The 15,296-nt window shown below is 63.9% G+C and carries 13 protein-coding genes and 1 pseudogene; 4 read left to right on the plus strand and 10 right to left on the minus strand.

The genetic code is table 11. From position 1 onward, the window contains the following. Window positions 1–130: 130 nt before the first annotated feature. Entirely contained in the window at window positions 131–1,267 is a 1,137-nt protein-coding gene (locus tag BTH42_RS08340; RefSeq protein WP_075297755.1) for a porin, read from the plus strand. A gap of 1 nt (window position 1,268) precedes the next feature. Here BTH42_RS08340 and BTH42_RS08345 read toward each other — a convergent pair whose 3' ends face one another. The 6 genes and pseudogenes from BTH42_RS08345 to BTH42_RS08365 all read right to left on the minus strand — a co-directional run bounded on the left by BTH42_RS08345 (window position 1,269) and on the right by BTH42_RS08365 (window position 7,649). Then, window positions 1,269–2,018, minus strand: coding sequence for a DUF2278 family protein (locus BTH42_RS08345; RefSeq protein WP_075297757.1), 750 nt, complete (start codon window positions 2,016–2,018; stop codon window positions 1,269–1,271). A gap of 111 nt (window positions 2,019–2,129) precedes the next feature. Next, window positions 2,130–3,593: an aspartate aminotransferase family protein gene (locus tag BTH42_RS08350; protein WP_075297759.1), complete on the minus strand. Its 1,464-nt coding sequence runs from the start codon at window positions 3,591–3,593 to the stop codon at window positions 2,130–2,132. Between the two features lie 49 nt (window positions 3,594–3,642). Next, on the minus strand, window positions 3,643–4,977 hold the full coding sequence (locus BTH42_RS08355; protein WP_075297761.1) for a glutamine synthetase family protein: 1,335 nt from the start codon (window positions 4,975–4,977) through the stop codon (window positions 3,643–3,645). Window positions 4,978–5,010: 33 nt separating this feature from the next. Then, window positions 5,011–5,154: pseudogene (locus BTH42_RS34735) on the minus strand (gamma-glutamyl-gamma-aminobutyrate hydrolase family protein); the annotation flags it as partial. A gap of 861 nt (window positions 5,155–6,015) precedes the next feature. Continuing rightward, on the minus strand, window positions 6,016–7,035 hold the full coding sequence (locus tag BTH42_RS08360) for a VTT domain-containing protein (protein WP_075297763.1): 1,020 nt from the start codon (window positions 7,033–7,035) through the stop codon (window positions 6,016–6,018). A 197-nt stretch (window positions 7,036–7,232) separates the two neighbouring features. Beyond that, window positions 7,233–7,649, minus strand: coding sequence for a cupin domain-containing protein (locus BTH42_RS08365; protein WP_075297765.1), 417 nt, complete (start codon window positions 7,647–7,649; stop codon window positions 7,233–7,235). A 194-nt stretch (window positions 7,650–7,843) separates the two neighbouring features. Here BTH42_RS08365 and BTH42_RS08370 point away from each other — a divergent pair, with 194 nt between their 5' ends. After that, on the plus strand, window positions 7,844–8,449 hold the full coding sequence (locus BTH42_RS08370) for a peroxidase-related enzyme (RefSeq protein ID WP_075297767.1): 606 nt from the start codon (window positions 7,844–7,846) through the stop codon (window positions 8,447–8,449). Between the two features lie 64 nt (window positions 8,450–8,513). Here BTH42_RS08370 and BTH42_RS08375 read toward each other — a convergent pair whose 3' ends face one another. Both BTH42_RS08375 and BTH42_RS08380 read right to left on the minus strand, forming a co-directional pair. Next, window positions 8,514–9,857 (minus strand): MFS transporter, encoded by a 1,344-nt coding sequence (locus BTH42_RS08375; RefSeq protein ID WP_075297769.1) that lies wholly within the window; start codon window positions 9,855–9,857, stop codon window positions 8,514–8,516. Between the two features lie 82 nt (window positions 9,858–9,939). Beyond that, window positions 9,940–10,920, minus strand: coding sequence for a LysR substrate-binding domain-containing protein (locus BTH42_RS08380; RefSeq protein WP_075297771.1), 981 nt, complete (start codon window positions 10,918–10,920; stop codon window positions 9,940–9,942). Window positions 10,921–11,132: 212 nt separating this feature from the next. Between BTH42_RS08380 and BTH42_RS08385 the strand changes: the two genes are divergently transcribed. Further along, on the plus strand, window positions 11,133–11,870 hold the full coding sequence (locus tag BTH42_RS08385; RefSeq protein WP_075297773.1) for a DUF899 family protein: 738 nt from the start codon (window positions 11,133–11,135) through the stop codon (window positions 11,868–11,870). Window positions 11,871–11,912: 42 nt separating this feature from the next. Here BTH42_RS08385 and BTH42_RS08390 read toward each other — a convergent pair whose 3' ends face one another. Further along, the gene (locus BTH42_RS08390) at window positions 11,913–13,886 is read right to left on the minus strand and encodes a bifunctional diguanylate cyclase/phosphodiesterase (protein WP_075297775.1); all 1,974 of its coding nucleotides are present in this window, start codon (window positions 13,884–13,886) and stop codon (window positions 11,913–11,915) included. A 239-nt stretch (window positions 13,887–14,125) separates the two neighbouring features. Further along, complete coding sequence (locus BTH42_RS08395; protein WP_372237249.1) at window positions 14,126–14,521, minus strand: hypothetical protein; 396 nt, start codon at window positions 14,519–14,521, stop codon at window positions 14,126–14,128. A gap of 350 nt (window positions 14,522–14,871) precedes the next feature. On the opposite strand from BTH42_RS08395, the gene BTH42_RS08400 reads away from it, so the two are divergent. Further along, window positions 14,872–15,150, plus strand: a complete 279-nt coding sequence (locus BTH42_RS08400; RefSeq protein ID WP_013092091.1) for an HU family DNA-binding protein — start codon at window positions 14,872–14,874, stop codon at window positions 15,148–15,150. Window positions 15,151–15,296: the final 146 nt, after the last annotated feature.

Below are 15,296 nucleotides of genomic sequence, written 5' to 3' on the forward strand. Positions count from 1 at the left end.
GACTGGCCTCGATGATCTGAATTTCCCCTTCTTTGTCGTCCATTTTCTCGCGCGCCGCGAGCGGGTGACGTTCGCCCGTTCGCTCAGGCATGCGAATCAAATAATCCATAAACAGGAAATCGCGGAGACTATGAAATCAAGAATCGCGGCAGGTTTGGTGTTGGCCGGTATCAGCACAATTGCGTGTGCGCAGAGCAGCGTGACGCTGTATGGGATCGTCGATACGGGTATCGAATACGTGACGCACGCGAACGCGGCGGGCGACAGCGTCGTGCGGATGCCGGGCGTTACCGGCGAGTTGCCGTCGCGCTGGGGCCTGCGCGGCACCGAGGCGCTGGGCGGCGGGATGTCGGCGATCTTCGCGCTCGAAAGCGGCTTCAATATGCGCAACGGCACGCTGAATCAAGGCGGCCGGCTGTTCGGTCGGCAGGCGTGGGTCGGCGTGAATTCGCCGTACGGCGCGCTGACGTTTGGCCGCCAGTACACGATGACGTTCTGGGCGCTGTCGGACGCGGACCTGCTGGGCCCCGACATCTATGGCGGCACCGCGTCGTTCGATCAGTACCTGCCGAGTTCGCGCAGCGATAACACCGTCGTCTACAAGGGCAGTTATGCGGGCGTCACGCTCGGCGCGACGTGGTCGTTCGGTCGCGACTCGACCGGCACCGGCAATTCGCCGGGACAGGGCACCTGCGCGGGACCGACGGCCGGCAGCGGGCCGACCTGCCGCGAATGGTCGGCGCTGCTGCGCTACGACCGTAACGGCTATGGCGTTGCCGCCGCGTACGATCAGCAGCACGGCGGCCCGGGCGCGATGGCGAGCATGTTCGACGGTACGCCGTCGTTCGCGTTCACGAATCCGGACGACACCGACGTGCGGATGCAGTTGAACGGCTACGGCCATATCGGCCCTGTGCGGCTCGGCGGCGGCTGGATCGGCCGGCGTGTCGATACCGTGTCGCCGGCCACGCCGAATCCGCATTCCAACCAGTACTATCTGACCGCGTCGTATAACGTGACGCCGGCGTTTATCGTCGACGGCGGCGTGTACCGGATCATCAATAGTCACGACGATACGCGCGGCACGATTGCCGCGTTACGTTCTACCTATCTGCTCTCGAAGAGCACGGCCGTGTATCTGCAAGGCGCGTATCTGTGGAATAGCGACAAGGCGGCCTACACGGTGAGCCAGGGCGGCGGCGGCACGACGCCCGCGCCGGGCGCCGGTCAACTCGGTTTGATGGCGGGGCTGCGGCATAGCTTCTGATTCAGCTGCCGCCGCCGCGGATGTAATCCGGCAAGGCCAGCGCGTTCGGCACGGGATTGCCGGACGCGTTGGTCGGCAGATACTGGGTCTGAAACGCGGTGAACATCGCGGCGAAGCCGTCGGCGCGCTGCACGATCACCGCGCCGTCCTGGAACGCGCCGTTTTCGTCGTAGTGCGGACCGCGCGGATTGCCCTGATTCATGTGGGTTTCGTGCAGGCCGTCCTTTTTCGGCAGGAATAGAAAGCCGAAACCGTAGACGACGATGCCCGCGCTGGTCGGGGTCCAGAAGTCGCGGTTGTGCAGCTGACCGCTGCCGTTGTCGTACGGCAGGCTTTCGGACGGCTGGGTTTCGTCGATGCTCAGAATGCCGTTGACGATGTCGTTGACGTCGGCGCGATTGCCGTTCTCGTCCTTGTATGGAATCGGCCGCATTCTGCGGATGTCGAGCAGGCTGCTGTCCTGGAAGTAATCGAGGCGTGGAAAGCCGCTGGTGTAGAGACCGGGTGCGAGATCTTTCAGTTTCGCGGTCAGCGGATCGGTGAAGTTCAGGTCCGCATAGAAGTACACATCGTCGCTGCCGTTTTTACCGGGTTGCGTCGATGCCGAATTTACGACGAGGTTGAATGGCTTGTTGTCGTTGCCATTGTCGTTGCCCGTCACGGTAATCACGTAGTGCGGACTGCCTACATAAGAATCCTTGAAAGGCGCGGCGCGCAGTAAATTCCCTTTGAACATGCAGTATTCGTTCATGGCTGGACAATCCTGGTCGTGGTGCAGCGATGGCGGATAGAGGCGGCTTCGGATCGCGCAAACTCTGTGCCGCGGTGGGGTGGTGTACGCGATCCGCGGGCCGCCACCGCGCTACAGCATAATCCCAAGCGCCCGCGCGGTCGCATCGATCGCCGCTTTCGCCTTGCTCACGATCTCGTCGATTTCCGGCCGGCTGATCACCAGCGGCGGCGACAGCAGCATCCGGTCGCCGGTCGCGCGCATCACCAGATTGCTGTTGAAGCAGAAATCGCGGCATAGCGTCCCGACTTCCCCGCCATTCTCGAAGCGCGTGCGGGTGCGCGGCGCCTGCGCAAGCTGGACGCCGGCAACCAGACCCGCACCGCTGATCTCGCCGACAATGGGATGCCCGGCGAACGTCTCACGCAGCCGGTTCTGAAAGTAAGGACCGGTATCCGTTTTCACGCGCTCGACGATTTTCTCGTCGCGCAGCAGCTTCAGATTCGCGACGGCAACCGCAGCCGCGACCGGATGCCCCGAGTACGTGAGCCCGTGATTGAATTCGCCGTGCTCGATCAGTGCGCGCGCGACGCGCTCATGTAGTCCCACCGCGCCCATCGGTACATAACCGCTCGTCAGCCCCTTCGCGAGCGTAATCAGATCCGGCTCGAAACCAAAGTGCTGATGCGCGAACCATTCGCCGGTACGCCCGAAGCCGCCGATCACCTCATCCGCGACCAGCAGCACGTCGTATTTGCGGCAAATGCGCTGAATTTCCGGCCAATAGTTTGCCGCCGGGAAAATCACGCCGCCCGCTCCCTGGAAAGGCTCACCGATAAACGCGGCGACATTGTCCGCGCCGAGTTCGAGAATCTTCTGCTCCAGTTGTCTGGCCCGCTCCAGTGCGAATTCTTCCGGCGTCTGACCGCTTGCCGCTTCGCCGAAGAAATACGGCTGATCGATATGCACGATGTTCTCGACTTTCGACGGCATCTGCTCATGCATATACGCCATTCCGCCAAGCGTGCCGCCCGCAATCGTCGAACCGTGATAAGCGTTCTTGCGCGCGATCACGAACTTCTTCGCGGGCTGGTTTTGCGTCGCCCAGTACTGGTGGACGATGCGCAACACCGTGTCGTTGCCTTCCGAACCGCTGTTGCAATAGAAAAAATGCTTGAACGGCTCAGGCGTCAATTCGGCGAGCAGCGCCGATAGTTCGATCACCGGCGGGTGGGTGGTCTTGAAGAACGTGTTGTAGTACGGCAGCTCCTGCATCTGCCTATAAGCGGCGTCGGCGAGTTCCTTGCGGCCATAGCCGACGTTCACGCACCACAGTCCCGCCATTCCGTCGATGATCTTGTTGCCGTCCGAGTCCCACAGATACACGCCGTGCGCTTTGACGATCACGCGGCTGCCCGCGCGGTTCAGTGCGCCCATATCCGAGAACGGATGGAGATGATGCGCGGCATCCAGCGCGCGGTAGTCGGCGGTGCTGCGCGAGGTAGTTTTCAGTGTCTGCGTGCTCGTGCTCGTGCCCGTGATCTGCTCAGCGTCCTGTGTCGTTGCGAATGCGACTTCCTCGGTCTTATAGTTCATATAGCCTCCGGTGTTCGTTTGCGATTCTGCTCTGAATAGCTGCCAATGCTCAGACGTGCAGCAGCAAATGCCGGCGTTCCCACGAACTGATCACGCGGAAAAACGCCTCGTATTCGGTCTCTTTCAGCGCGAGATACGCACGCACGAACTTCTCGCCGAGTACTTCGGCAATCGGCTCGCATGCGCTCATCAACGACAGACCGTCTTCGAGATTGCGCGGCAATTGATATGGCAACGCATAGCCGTCGCTCGCCAGCGGTTCTGTCGCGGTGAGTCGCTGGGTAATGCCGAGATAACCTGCGGCCAGCGTCGCGGCAATCGCCAGATACGGATTGCAATCGACGCCCGGAATACGGTTCTCGACGCGGCGCGCGACCGGCGCCGAATGCGGCACCCTGAAGCCGACCGTGCGGTTGTCGTAGCCCCACGCGACATTGATCGGCGCGGCCATGAAGCGCGATAGTCGACGGTACGAATTGATGTACGGCGCGAAGATCGGCATCAGCGCCGGCGTGTACTTCTGCAAGCCGGCGATATAGCCGGTAAACAGCGAGGTCGGTTCGCCATCCGCGGCGGTGAACAGATTGCGGCCGGTTTCGACGTCGACGAGACTCTGATGCATATGCATCGCCGAGCCCGGTTCGCCTTCCATCGGTTTGGCCATGAACGTCGCATACATCTTGTGACGCAGCGCCGCCTCGCGCACCGTGCGCTTGAACAGAAACACGCTGTCCGCGAGTTTCAGCGGATCGCCGTGCATGAAGTTGATTTCCATCTGCGCGGCGCCGACTTCGTGAATCAGCGTGTCCACTTCGAGTTCCTGCACGTCGCAGTACTCGTAGATGTCTTCGAACAGCGGGTCGAATTCGTTGACCGCTTCGATCGAATACGCCTGGCGGCCGGTTTCCGCGCGACCGGTGCGGCCGACCGGCGGTTGCAGCGGCAGATCGGGATCGCGGTTCATATCGACCAGATAGAACTCGAGTTCCGGCGCGATCACCGGTTTCCAGCCGCGCGCGTGGTACAGGTCGAGTACGCGGCGCAGCACGCAGCGCGGCGAAATTTCGACCGGCGTGCCGTCGAAGTGGACGCAATCGTGGATCACCTGCGCGGTCGGATCGACCGCCCACGGAATCATCCGGATCGTGCTCGCGTCGGGGACGCACACCATGTCGGGGTCGGTGACGCCGGTCAGCGAATCGCTTTTCGGATAGTCGCCGGTCACGGTCTGGACCATTACCGCTTGCGGCAGACGCATCGACTCGCCCGATTCGAACTTGCTGCGTGGAATGATCTTGCCGCGCGCAATGCCGGCCATATCCGGGATGATCGCTTCGATTTCGGTCACGTGATGCTTTTTCAGAAATTCGTCGATGTCATGCATGGTTGTTCTCTCTATGTTTGATGCGCGAGCCGGTCAGGCGGGCAGGGCTGCGAAGGCACCGGCGTTGTTTCGTGTGGCCATGCGCCGGCGACAGGCGTCGCCGAATGCGCGAAAGATTGCGTTCGATAACGGGTCTTGCGCCTGTTTCCATTCCGGATGCCACTGCACGGCAAGCGCGCCGAGCATCGTTCTATCTGCGGTAATAGCAACGACGGGTTTGTTTTGCATAACGAATAGACGTGTCGATTCCGCGCCGGCGGTCGAGTCGGCGGCGTTCGGAATAACGTGCGGCGTTATCGGAAAACGCGCAGGCGAGTCAAAGCCAGCGCAAATCGACGCAATAACGCGCAGCGCTTATTGGAAACGGATGCGATTTAATCCGTAGTCCGCGATGTACGGCTATCGGTCGGCAGCGCGCAGGCGCAAGCCATTCGCTCGCGAGCCAACGCGTGCAAACGGATCAATCGAACCGCGAATGAGATGACGGAAGGGAGGCGCTACGGCAGCAGCGAAGCGACTTCGTCTGTGCGCACGGCGATAAACGCACGAGCGGACAGCACGTTACGGCGCCGTACGGAACGACGCGACAGGACTGTGATGACGGACAGAAAGCGGCGGAACGCAAGGCTGCCGCTGCTGCCGTCGGCGCTGGCGCCGTCAATGCACATACTGCGTGCCTGACTGCGATTCCAGTTCACCAAAGGGCCTCGGACTCTCACGATGACACTCGACTGCGTTGTTGAGGGAAGTATTGAACGCGTTGTTTCGAATCCGTAGCGGATCCTGAGGAAACAGCACGCGGGTCGATCGCATTGAACCGCTGCGAGACGGTTTCGCTACGCAGCCAAACATCTGATGGTACGTATTGCAGAACTTATTTCAGTGCTTAAGCGGCGTGCTCAAACCGATCGCCCTGTAGGAAGCATATACGAGCTATAAATGCCGTCAATTTATTTTTATTTTTTTGGCAATCCGGCATCGCGTGCGATGCCGGATAAATTCGCTCGAATTCGCGCGCGAATACGGCGCGAATTGCGCTTATTTCGCGAGCCGCGCGCGGATCGTGTATTCGCCTTCGAGCCCCTTGTCTTCGAGCATATGCGCCATCGCGGTATTGAAGTCGGGCGGCAACGGTTCGACCGGATAACCGCGCTTCTCCCATGCGTCGAGGCCGCCCTTCAGCGCGCGAACGTGATGAATGTTCTTGCGATGCAGCTGTTTAACGATGCGCTTGGCCGTCGCTTCGTTCGGACACACGCAATAGACGACGATCGGCCGCTTCAGATACTCGGGATGAATCGGTTCGGGCGATTCGAGGTCGAGCGGACGCGCGCCGGCAATCCGGTGCGATTCCTTTTCGCGCACGATACTCGGCCGCGCATCGAGAATCAGCGGCGGTTCGTTCGATTTCATCATCTCGTCGAGCTGATCGGGCGAGATGCGCGTATGCGCGAGCCAGCGGCGAAACTGTAAACGACGCAGCCAGCGATACAGCAAAGCCCCCGCGAAGATCACCGCGAACGTATCGACGATCGTGCCGCCGTTGTGCCGCACGGCCAGGATCAGTTGCACGATCTGATCGTGCAGCGCGCCGCCGCCGATCACCCACATGCTGGCCCACAGCGTCGCGCCGACCAGATCCCACCACAGGAACACACCGACCCCGATCGCGGTGGTGCCGAGCAGCGGCGCGGAAATCAGGCCGAGACCCGGCAGGAACTTGGCGACCGTCAGGATCGGCGCGCCGTAGCGTTCATAAGTATTGCGCGCGACCCGCACGGTGGTGTCGAGCGAAAGGGAGAAGCGCACCAGATAGTTCAGCAGCCGGCGGCCGTACGCGCGGCCGGTGAAAAACCATAGCGAGTCGGCCAGCAGCGTCGCGCCGACCGCCGCGAAGATCACGTTCAGATACGAGGTTTGCCCCATTGCGGCCATCGTGCCGCCGAGGATCAGCATCGGCGCGGCAGGAATCGGCATGCCGAGCTGCGTGACGAGCACGCTCATGAAGACGGCCCAGACGCCGAGAGACGCTGGAATAGCAATCGGGAAATGCCACACTACCGCGCTCCTGAGAAAGCAATGAGAGAAAACGCAATCGGTCTGCGCCAGCCGCTGGACGGCCATGCGACGCGTACGGCGATGCGGGGGCAAGCCGTGCGCATCGGCGCGAAAGACGGATTTAAGCACAGGTAGCGGGTCGGTGTTGTGAAAGACCGTGAAAGGCTGCGGGTAAGGTTGCTGAAGGGTGCGGTGGCTCAGGCATCGGCCGCCGGATCGTACGGCACCACCTGCTCATGCTCGTCCGCGTGATTGCGCGCGACGATCGCCCGCGCGACCGCGTGCGGTTCGAGATTGAACGGCTGGTGCGGAACGCCCGGCGGAATGAACAGAAAGTCGCCCGCCTCGGTGATCACCGACTCGCGCAGGCCCGGGCCGTAGCGCGTCTCGACCCGGCCTTCGAGCTGATAGATCGCGGTCTCGTAGTCGGCGTGGAAGTGCGGCTCCGCGTGGCCGCCCGGCGGCACCACGACCATGTACATCGACAGCCCGGTAGCGCCCGCGCTATTCGCCGAAATGCCGACGAAATACGGCAGCCGCTGCGCGGTCGCCATTTCGCGGTCGGGACGCACCTTGACGACGGCGGCGCGCGGGTCGTGAATGACGTTTGCCATGCTCGCTCCTCGGAGGATCGCCGCGCGGCGCGGCGCGGCGCGGCGGGTAGAGTGGCCGGATCGCAATCGCGCACCGGTCTAGTCGAGTGTAGGCGCTGGCGGGCTCGTTGGAGGTGCGGATATCGGACGTTATCGAGCGTGGCGGCGTTGCTACAATCACCCGCATACACGTACAACCATCACGGAGACAGCGAATGGCAACGCTTCAGCCCATCAGCCGCTACCCGGTGCCCGAGCCGGGCGAGTGGCCCGCCGATATCAGCGCCCGTATTCTCGAAGTGCAGGAAAAAGCCGGTTTCGTGCCGAACGTGTTTTTGACGCTCGCGCATCGGCCCGACGAGTTTCGCGCGTTCTTCGCGTATCACGACGCGTTGATGCTGAAAGAGGGGGGCCTCACGAAAGGCGAGCGCGAAATGATCGTGGTCGCGACGAGTGCGGTCAACGATTGTCTGTACTGCGTGGTCGCGCACGGCGCGATTTTGCGCATCTACGAGAAGGCGCCGTTGCTCGCGGATCAGGTCGCGGTCAATCATCGCAAGGCCGATATCACCGAACGTCAGAAGGCGATGCTCGATTTCGCGCTGAAGGTGTGCCGCGCATCGGGCACCGTCGACGAAAACGACTTCCAGGCGTTGCGCGGCCACGGCTTCACCGACGAAGACATCTGGGACATCGCGGCGATTACCGCGTTTTTCGGCCTGTCGAACCGGATGGCCAATGTGATCTCGATGCGGCCGAACGACGAGTTCTATCTGATGGGCCGGGTGCCGAAGGCGGCGGCGGAGAAAGCGAAGTCATAACGAACTCGCGGCGAACCGGTCGCCGCGTCGAGGATTGCTTCGGTCTGCGTATCGATAGTGCGGCTCACGCTGTCGCCGGCTTCGACGCGCGAAGCTCACGCGTGTCGACCGCGCGGTCGTCGATCGGGAAATGCAGCAGCGCCGCGAGCAGGCCGGCGGCGATCGTCGCCGCCCATAACAGCGAGTACGAGCCGGTCAGATCGAACACGAGGCCGCCGAGCCATGCGCCGAGAAACGAGCCGATCTGATGGCTCAGAAAGCACACGCCGAACAGACTGCCGAGGTGGCGCACGCCGAACACCTTGGCGACGAGCCCGCTCGTCAGCGGCACGGTGCCGAGCCACGTGAGGCCCATCACCGCAGCGAAGATCACGACCGACACGGTGCTTTTCGGCAGCAGGAAAAACACGCCGATCGTCGCGCTGCGCAGCAGATACAGCCAGCCGAGCACGTGCTGCTGGCGGAACCGGCCGCCGAGCCAGCCGCATGCCCAACTGCCCGCCATGTTGAACAGGCCGATCAGCGCGAGCGCGGTCGCGCCGAGTCCGAGCGGCATATGACACAGCGTCAGATATTCGGGCAGATGCGTCGCGATGAACGCGAGCTGGAAACCGCAGGTGAAAAAGCCGAGCGTCAGCAGGCGGTAGCCGCGATGGCGCGTTGCTTGGGCCAGCACCTCGCGTAATGGGGCGGCGGGTGTCGCTTGCGGCTCGACGGGCGGGTGAGCGTGAGCGGGCAACTGATCTTGCGGCGTCGCCCGTGCTTGCGGCGTCGCCCGTGTCTGAGCATGGTCTTGAGCCCGCGTCCGACCGCGCCGGTCGAGCACGATGCCGAGCGGCGCGATCAGCAGCATCACGAAGGCGAGCGCGAACAGCGACGTCGCGATTCCCGCGTGCAGCCTGATCCCCTGCACCAGCGGCACCATCAACACCTGGCCGGCCGAGCCGCCGGCGCTGACTAGCCCCATCGCGACGCTGCGCCGTTCCGGCGTCGCAATCCGCCCGACCGCCGGCAGCACCACGCCGAAAGTCGTGCAACTGACGCCGACCCCGACCAGCAAGCCCATCCCGATCACCAGCCACGCGCCGCTGGGCGCGACCGCCGACAACGCGAGTCCGGCCGCGAAGGTGGTCGCGCCGAACGCGACCACCGGCGCCGAGCCGTAGCGGTCCGCGGCGGCGCCCGCGAACGGTTGCGCGAAACCCCACACGAGGTTGTGCAGCGCGATCGCGAACGCGATCAGCGTGACGGGCAGACCGCGGTCGAACGAGAACGGGCCGATAAACAGGCCGAAAGTCTGGCGGATCCCCATCGCCGCGCTGAGGATCAGCGCGCCGGCGACGATCACCAGCGTGGTCGTGTGCGGATGAAGGGCGAGGGGGAAGCGCTTGCTGCGGATGGTCGACATGGCGGGTTCTCCTTGAGCGCCATCGTCGCAGTGCGCCGCGCGCGCGGCAAAGGAAAAGTCTTCGCTGACAGGTGAGCGTGGCTCACCTGTGCGGGTGGGTGTCGCCGTTGTTGCTGTCGCTGTCTGCGTTGGCGTTGCCTTTACCGTCGCTCGCCGCCCGCCCGGCGAACGGCGCCGCCTCGCCGACCAGCCAGCGTTTGAAATCCGCCAGTTCCGGGCGGCGGATCGCGCTGTCCGTGTCCTCGGAGCTGACCAGCCAGTACGCGGTGCTCGACGCGACCGTGCCCGCGCACGCCTCGACCAGCGCGCCGCTCGCCAGATCGCTGTCGACCAGCGGTTTGCGGCCGAGCGCGACGCCTAGACCCATGCCGGCCGCCTCGAATGCGAGCTGGATCGTGTCGACCCGCAGGCCGCCGGCGGCATCGATGCCGCTCGCGCCGGTGCCGTCGAGCCACGCCTGCCAGTCTTCGCCGGCGGTGTTCACGTGAATCAGCGTCGCCTGTCGCAGGTCGATTTCGCCGCGCGCGTCGCGCAGTGTGTCGCGATACGCGGGACTGCAAACCGGCACGAACTGCTCGTCGAAGAGCCGCGTCCACGCGGTGCCGGCGACCGGCGCGCGGCTCATCCGGATTGCGAAGTCGAACCCGTCGACCGGGAAACCGACCTGCCGCGACGATGTATCCACGCTGACGTTCACCTTCGGCCACCGCGCGCGAAAGCCGGCGAGGCGCGGCAGCAGCCAGCGCGACGCGAAGGTCGGCGCGCAACTGAGCGCGATCGGCCGGTCGGCGCGATGCGTCGGCAGCCGCTGGGTGCCGATCGCGATCAGCGAAAACGCTTCGGAGACGTACGACAGATAGTCGGCGCCGCTCGCGGTCAGCGAAATGCCGCGCGGCTCGCGCACGAACAGTTCGACGCCGAGCGCTTCCTCGAGCCCGACTATCCCGTGACTGATCGCGCTCGGCGTGACATTCAGTTCGGCGGCGGCGAGCTTGAAACTCTGATGCCGCCCGGCTGCTTCGAAAAAGCGCAGCGCGGGCAACGGGGGCAGGCGGAGCGGCATGGGGGTGTCGGTGGCGGTGGCGTGTCGCGCAAGCATACCGTGCTGCGCCGCGGGTTGGACGCGTGGGGCGGGGAAAGAATTTTCCCGCGCGTGTGTCGATTTCCGCTCGTTTCATCCGTCGTCATAGATGAGCACGGCACGCTTTGGCGACCGCCCGCCCACCGTTTTACAAAGCTTCATTTCTCACCCGATTTCTCACAAGGAGATGGCTGATGACTGACGCAAACGCATCGACACAGACGCAAACTCAGACGCAGAAGCAGACGCTGAAACCGGCCCGCGAACTGGCCGAATTGCCGCCGCGCTTTCCGGGCGAAAGCGCCGGATATCGCCGCGCGCGCAACGACCTGCTGGCCGCGGAAATCGAGTTGCGCCGCCAGATCGAGCAGGTCGCGGTGCAACGCCGCGCACTGCCGCCGGGCGGTCTCGTGCCCGAGGACTATCGGTTCGACGGCGAAGCCGGACCGGTCACGCTGTCGCAAATGTTCGGCGCGCACGACACGCTGATCACTTACAACTGGATGTACGGCCCGCGACGCGCGCGGCCGTGCCCGATGTGCACGTCGCTGCTGAGCGCGTGGGACGGCGAAATGCCGGACATCCTGCAACGCGTCGGCTTCGCGGTGATCGGCCGCGCGCCGCTGGAGAAACTGCTGGCGTTCAAACAGGAGCGCGGCTGGCGGCATCTGCGGATCTATTCGTCGGGCGACAACACCTTCAATCGCGACTACGCGGCCGAAGACCCGGCCGGCGACGACAATCCCGCGGTCAACGTATTCACGCGCAAGGGCGGGGAAGTGCGGCACTTCTGGGCCGAGGAGATGGGTCCAGCGAGCGCCGACCCGGGCCAGGATCCGCGCGGCGCGCCCGATCTGATGCCGTTGTGGACGATCCTCGACATGACGCCCGGCGGGCGCGGCACCGATTGGTATCCGAAACTCGCGTATTGAACGTGGCGGACGGCGCGGGCCGGCCACCGCAAGGTCCGCGGGCTACGAATGCGTCTCCGTCGCCTGCCCTTGCGCCAACGCGGTCCGCAAAAAACCGCCGACCGCGCCGGCCCGCATCGGCCGGCTGAACAGATAGCCCTGCACCGCGCGCGCGCCGAGCGCTTTCACGACCTCGGCCTGCAGCGGCGTTTCGAGCCCTTCCACCACGCATTCGAGCCCCAGGTTGCGGCACAGATCGATCACCGACTTGATGATCTTCTTCGACGCGCTGTTCGTATCGACGTCGGTCACGAAGCTGCGGTCGATCTTGATCGCGTCGAACGGCAGCCGGTGCACGTAGCTCAGGCTCGAATAGCCGGTGCCGAAATCGTCGAGCGACACGCGGCAGCCGGCCTGCTTGAGCATCGTCAGCGCGCTGGCGGCCTGCTCGAAATCGCGCGTCAACGCGGTCTCGGTGATCTCGAACGTGACCCGGTGCGGCGACACCCCGCTCGCCGCGACGATGTCGATCAGCCGCCGCGCGCGCGCCGACGTCGAGATATCGACCGCCGACAGATTGAACGACAGATACAGATCGGCCGGCCACTGCGCGACTTCGCGCAGCGCCTGGCGCAGCAGTACTTCGGTGAGGCTCAGGATCAGCTCGGTACGCTCTGCAATCCGAATGAATTCCTCGGGCCGCACCATGCCGAGCCGCGGGCTGCGCCAGCGGCCCAGCGCTTCGAGACCGATCGGGCGATGCGCGGGCAGATCGTAGATCGGCTGGAAGTCGAGGAACAGCTCCGCTTCGAGGTCCGCGTGGCGCAGCTCCTGGGTGACGAGACTGAGGCGCCGCATCCGCGTTTCATGTTCGGTCGAGAAGATCACCGGCTTGCCGCGGCGGTTTTCCTTGCCGACATACAGCGCGGCGTCGGCGCGCTCGAACACCTGCTCGACCGTCGAGCCCGCGTCGGGAAACGCGGCCCAGCCGATCGTGCCGGTCAGTTCCGCGACGTTGTCCGCGACCTGGTAGGGCCGGCTGAGCGCATCGCAGATACGCTGGCCGAGTTCGACCAGCGCATCGTTCGACAGCTTCTCGCACACCAGCACGCCGAACTCGTCGCCGCCCAGGCGCGCGAACAGCAGCGCCGGCTCGCCGAGCGCGAGCAGACGCGCGCCGACTTCCTGCAGCACGAGGTCGCCGCTCGCGTGGCCATAGATGTCGTTGACCTGCTTGAAACCGTCGAGATCGATCACCCCGACATTGAAACTGCCGCCGCGCGCGGCCGCCTGTTCCGCCATCGCGCGCAGCGACGCGAAATAGCTGCGCCGATTCGGCAGGTCGGTCAGGCTGTCGATGCTGGCGAGCCGGAAGTTGTCGTCGCTGAGCCGCTGCGTGTTGAGCTGGCTCGTCTGCAATTCGCGCTGCGCCTGGATCGCGTCGGTGAAGGTGCGCCAGTATTGCAGGATCACGACCGCGAGCGCGACGCCGACCAGCGCCATATCGACCGCCATCGCAATGAAGACCGGATAGCCGGTGCTGATCAGATAGCCGCAGAAGCTTAGGATGACGATGCACAGCAACAGCAGCGCGGGCACTCGCAAATGAATCAGGCAGAACACGCTGCCCACCAGCGTGGTGCCCATATAAAACGCGACCTGCGCCTGCTGGTACGCGCTGCCGTACGGCAGCAGCAGGATCGACCAGCAGCTGAAAGCGAAGCCGAAAAGCCCGACCACCCACACGAGGCTGCGCATTTCTCCAACGGCCCGTTCGGTCGTCAGCGGACGGCGGCGCAGCAGCCACCAGCGCGCGCAGCGATACAGGCATGCGCCGCCGAGTGCGAGCGGAATGTACAGCGACAACCAGAATGGCGCGCTGGCGAGATGCGTGATAGCGACCGACGCGGTGTTGACCAGCAGAATGAAATAGAGCAGCGGGACCTGCCGGCTGAAGGCCTGAAATTGCGCACGCATCAGCTCGGGATCGACTGCCGGAACCGCTAGCATCCGCTTCAATCTTGGTAGCCGAACCATCTCCATCCCTTTAAACGTTTGCGCGCTCAGCGCAGCTTTTTATATCGGCTTATGGCGGATTAACTTGAGCAGGATTGGACGACCGGAGCGCGGCAAGCCGATCATTTCAATGAGTCGACGCGAGATCGGTAAGTACTACCTGGCTCGCACAATTGAAGCTGCGCGGCAGTCAGTCGTTTCTGCCGGACCGCGCATCCTCGCGGATCGTATCGGGTCCCGCACTCCGTCCGTGCGCGGAATCAAAGAGTGGGACATGACAGCACGCGCTGCGGCGCCATCGGTGTGCCGGGCTGGCCGTCGGGCGCGGGCGTGCCTTGCGGCGGCGTCGAAACGAGCCGAACCGTATCGGCGCCCGCGTTCGCGAGCACGTATTTTTCCGCGCTGTTCTCCGGCTGCCAGTACGCGCGATAGACGCTGCCGTCGCCGAACACGAGCAGCTTGCCGTGAATTTTTTGCGCGCCTTTGACGAGATCGACCGGTTCGCCGGCGCGCAACGCAAAGCCCTGCGATGCGCCGGATTGGGTTGCACCGACCAGGGTTGCACAGGCGTTCTCGTCCGCGAGGACGGCATGCGGCGCGAAAGTGGTGACGAGCATCGCGAGCGTCGCGCCCGAGGCAAAGCGGCGAATTTTCACTTTTTTATTTCTTGCGAAAAGTTAACCTGGCTTCACTGCGCAAAGATTGCGCCTGAGTGTTCCGCCGCTTCCTGGCGGCTTGCCGGAACCGCCGATAGCTCGCCGCGAGTCGCGCTAAAGCACTGAAATTGCAACGGATTGTGATGCGCGGCAAAAGCGCGCGGGACCTCGTGCGCACATAAGCCCGCGATTCTTATGGCAGTTTGCTTCTCAAAAACGTCAAATCACGGCCCCGCCGTTGATACAAGCCTTACACCAAGGGTTTGCGCGAAGGTGGGGCTATGCGTTAGTGTGTCGGTCCCGGCGCCTCAGAAGGGCGCCGATTCCATGATTACCATACGGGAAGTGCTATGAACAAACAGGAACTGATTGATGCAGTCGCCGCAGCGACGGGCGAAAGCAAAGCGGCCACCGGCCAGACCATCGACGCAATCGTCGAAGCGGTGACCAAGGCCGTCGTGAGCGGCGATACGGTGCAACTGGTTGGTTTCGGTTCTTTCTCGACCGGCGCGCGTGCAGCACGCGTGGGCCGTAACCCGTCGACGGGCGAGGAAATCCAGATCGCCGCGGCCAAGACGGTGAAGTTCACCGCGGGCAAGGCGTTCAAGGAAGCCGTCAACGCGTCGTAATGCAACGCGCTTCACGCCGGACCGAGCCTTCGCGGTGCGCTGCGCAGCCTGCTGCGAAGCGTGCACAAGCGAGGCGTCGGGCGTGAAGAATCACGCGCTGCGCAACGTCGGCGGAACGATTTCCGCTCGTTGGCGCGGCGCGTGTG

It is taken from the genome of Burkholderia sp. SRS-W-2-2016 (genome assembly GCF_001931485.1).
GTDB lineage: Bacteria > Pseudomonadota > Gammaproteobacteria > Burkholderiales > Burkholderiaceae > Paraburkholderia.

Excerpts from the sequence above, each read along its gene's own strand:
- BTH42_RS08345 (WP_075297757.1), bottom strand. The coding sequence starts at position 2,018 with ATGAACGAATACTGCATGTTCAAAGGGAATTTACTGCGCGCCGCGCCT.
- BTH42_RS08390 (WP_075297775.1), bottom strand. The coding sequence starts at position 13,886 with ATGGTTCGGCTACCAAGATTGAAGCGGATGCTAGCGGTTCCGGCAGTC.
- BTH42_RS08365 (WP_075297765.1), bottom strand. The coding sequence starts at position 7,649 with ATGGCAAACGTCATTCACGACCCGCGCGCCGCCGTCGTCAAGGTGCGT.
- BTH42_RS08380 (WP_075297771.1), bottom strand. The coding sequence starts at position 10,920 with ATGCCGCTCCGCCTGCCCCCGTTGCCCGCGCTGCGCTTTTTCGAAGCA.
- BTH42_RS08350 (WP_075297759.1), bottom strand. The coding sequence starts at position 3,593 with ATGAACTATAAGACCGAGGAAGTCGCATTCGCAACGACACAGGACGCT.
- BTH42_RS08340 (WP_075297755.1), top strand. The coding sequence starts at position 131 with ATGAAATCAAGAATCGCGGCAGGTTTGGTGTTGGCCGGTATCAGCACA.
- BTH42_RS08370 (WP_075297767.1), top strand. The coding sequence starts at position 7,844 with ATGGCAACGCTTCAGCCCATCAGCCGCTACCCGGTGCCCGAGCCGGGC.
- BTH42_RS08385 (WP_075297773.1), top strand. The coding sequence starts at position 11,133 with ATGACTGACGCAAACGCATCGACACAGACGCAAACTCAGACGCAGAAG.
- BTH42_RS08355 (WP_075297761.1), bottom strand. The coding sequence starts at position 4,977 with ATGCATGACATCGACGAATTTCTGAAAAAGCATCACGTGACCGAAATC.
- BTH42_RS08375 (WP_075297769.1), bottom strand. The coding sequence starts at position 9,857 with ATGTCGACCATCCGCAGCAAGCGCTTCCCCCTCGCCCTTCATCCGCAC.
- BTH42_RS08400 (WP_013092091.1), top strand. The coding sequence starts at position 14,872 with ATGAACAAACAGGAACTGATTGATGCAGTCGCCGCAGCGACGGGCGAA.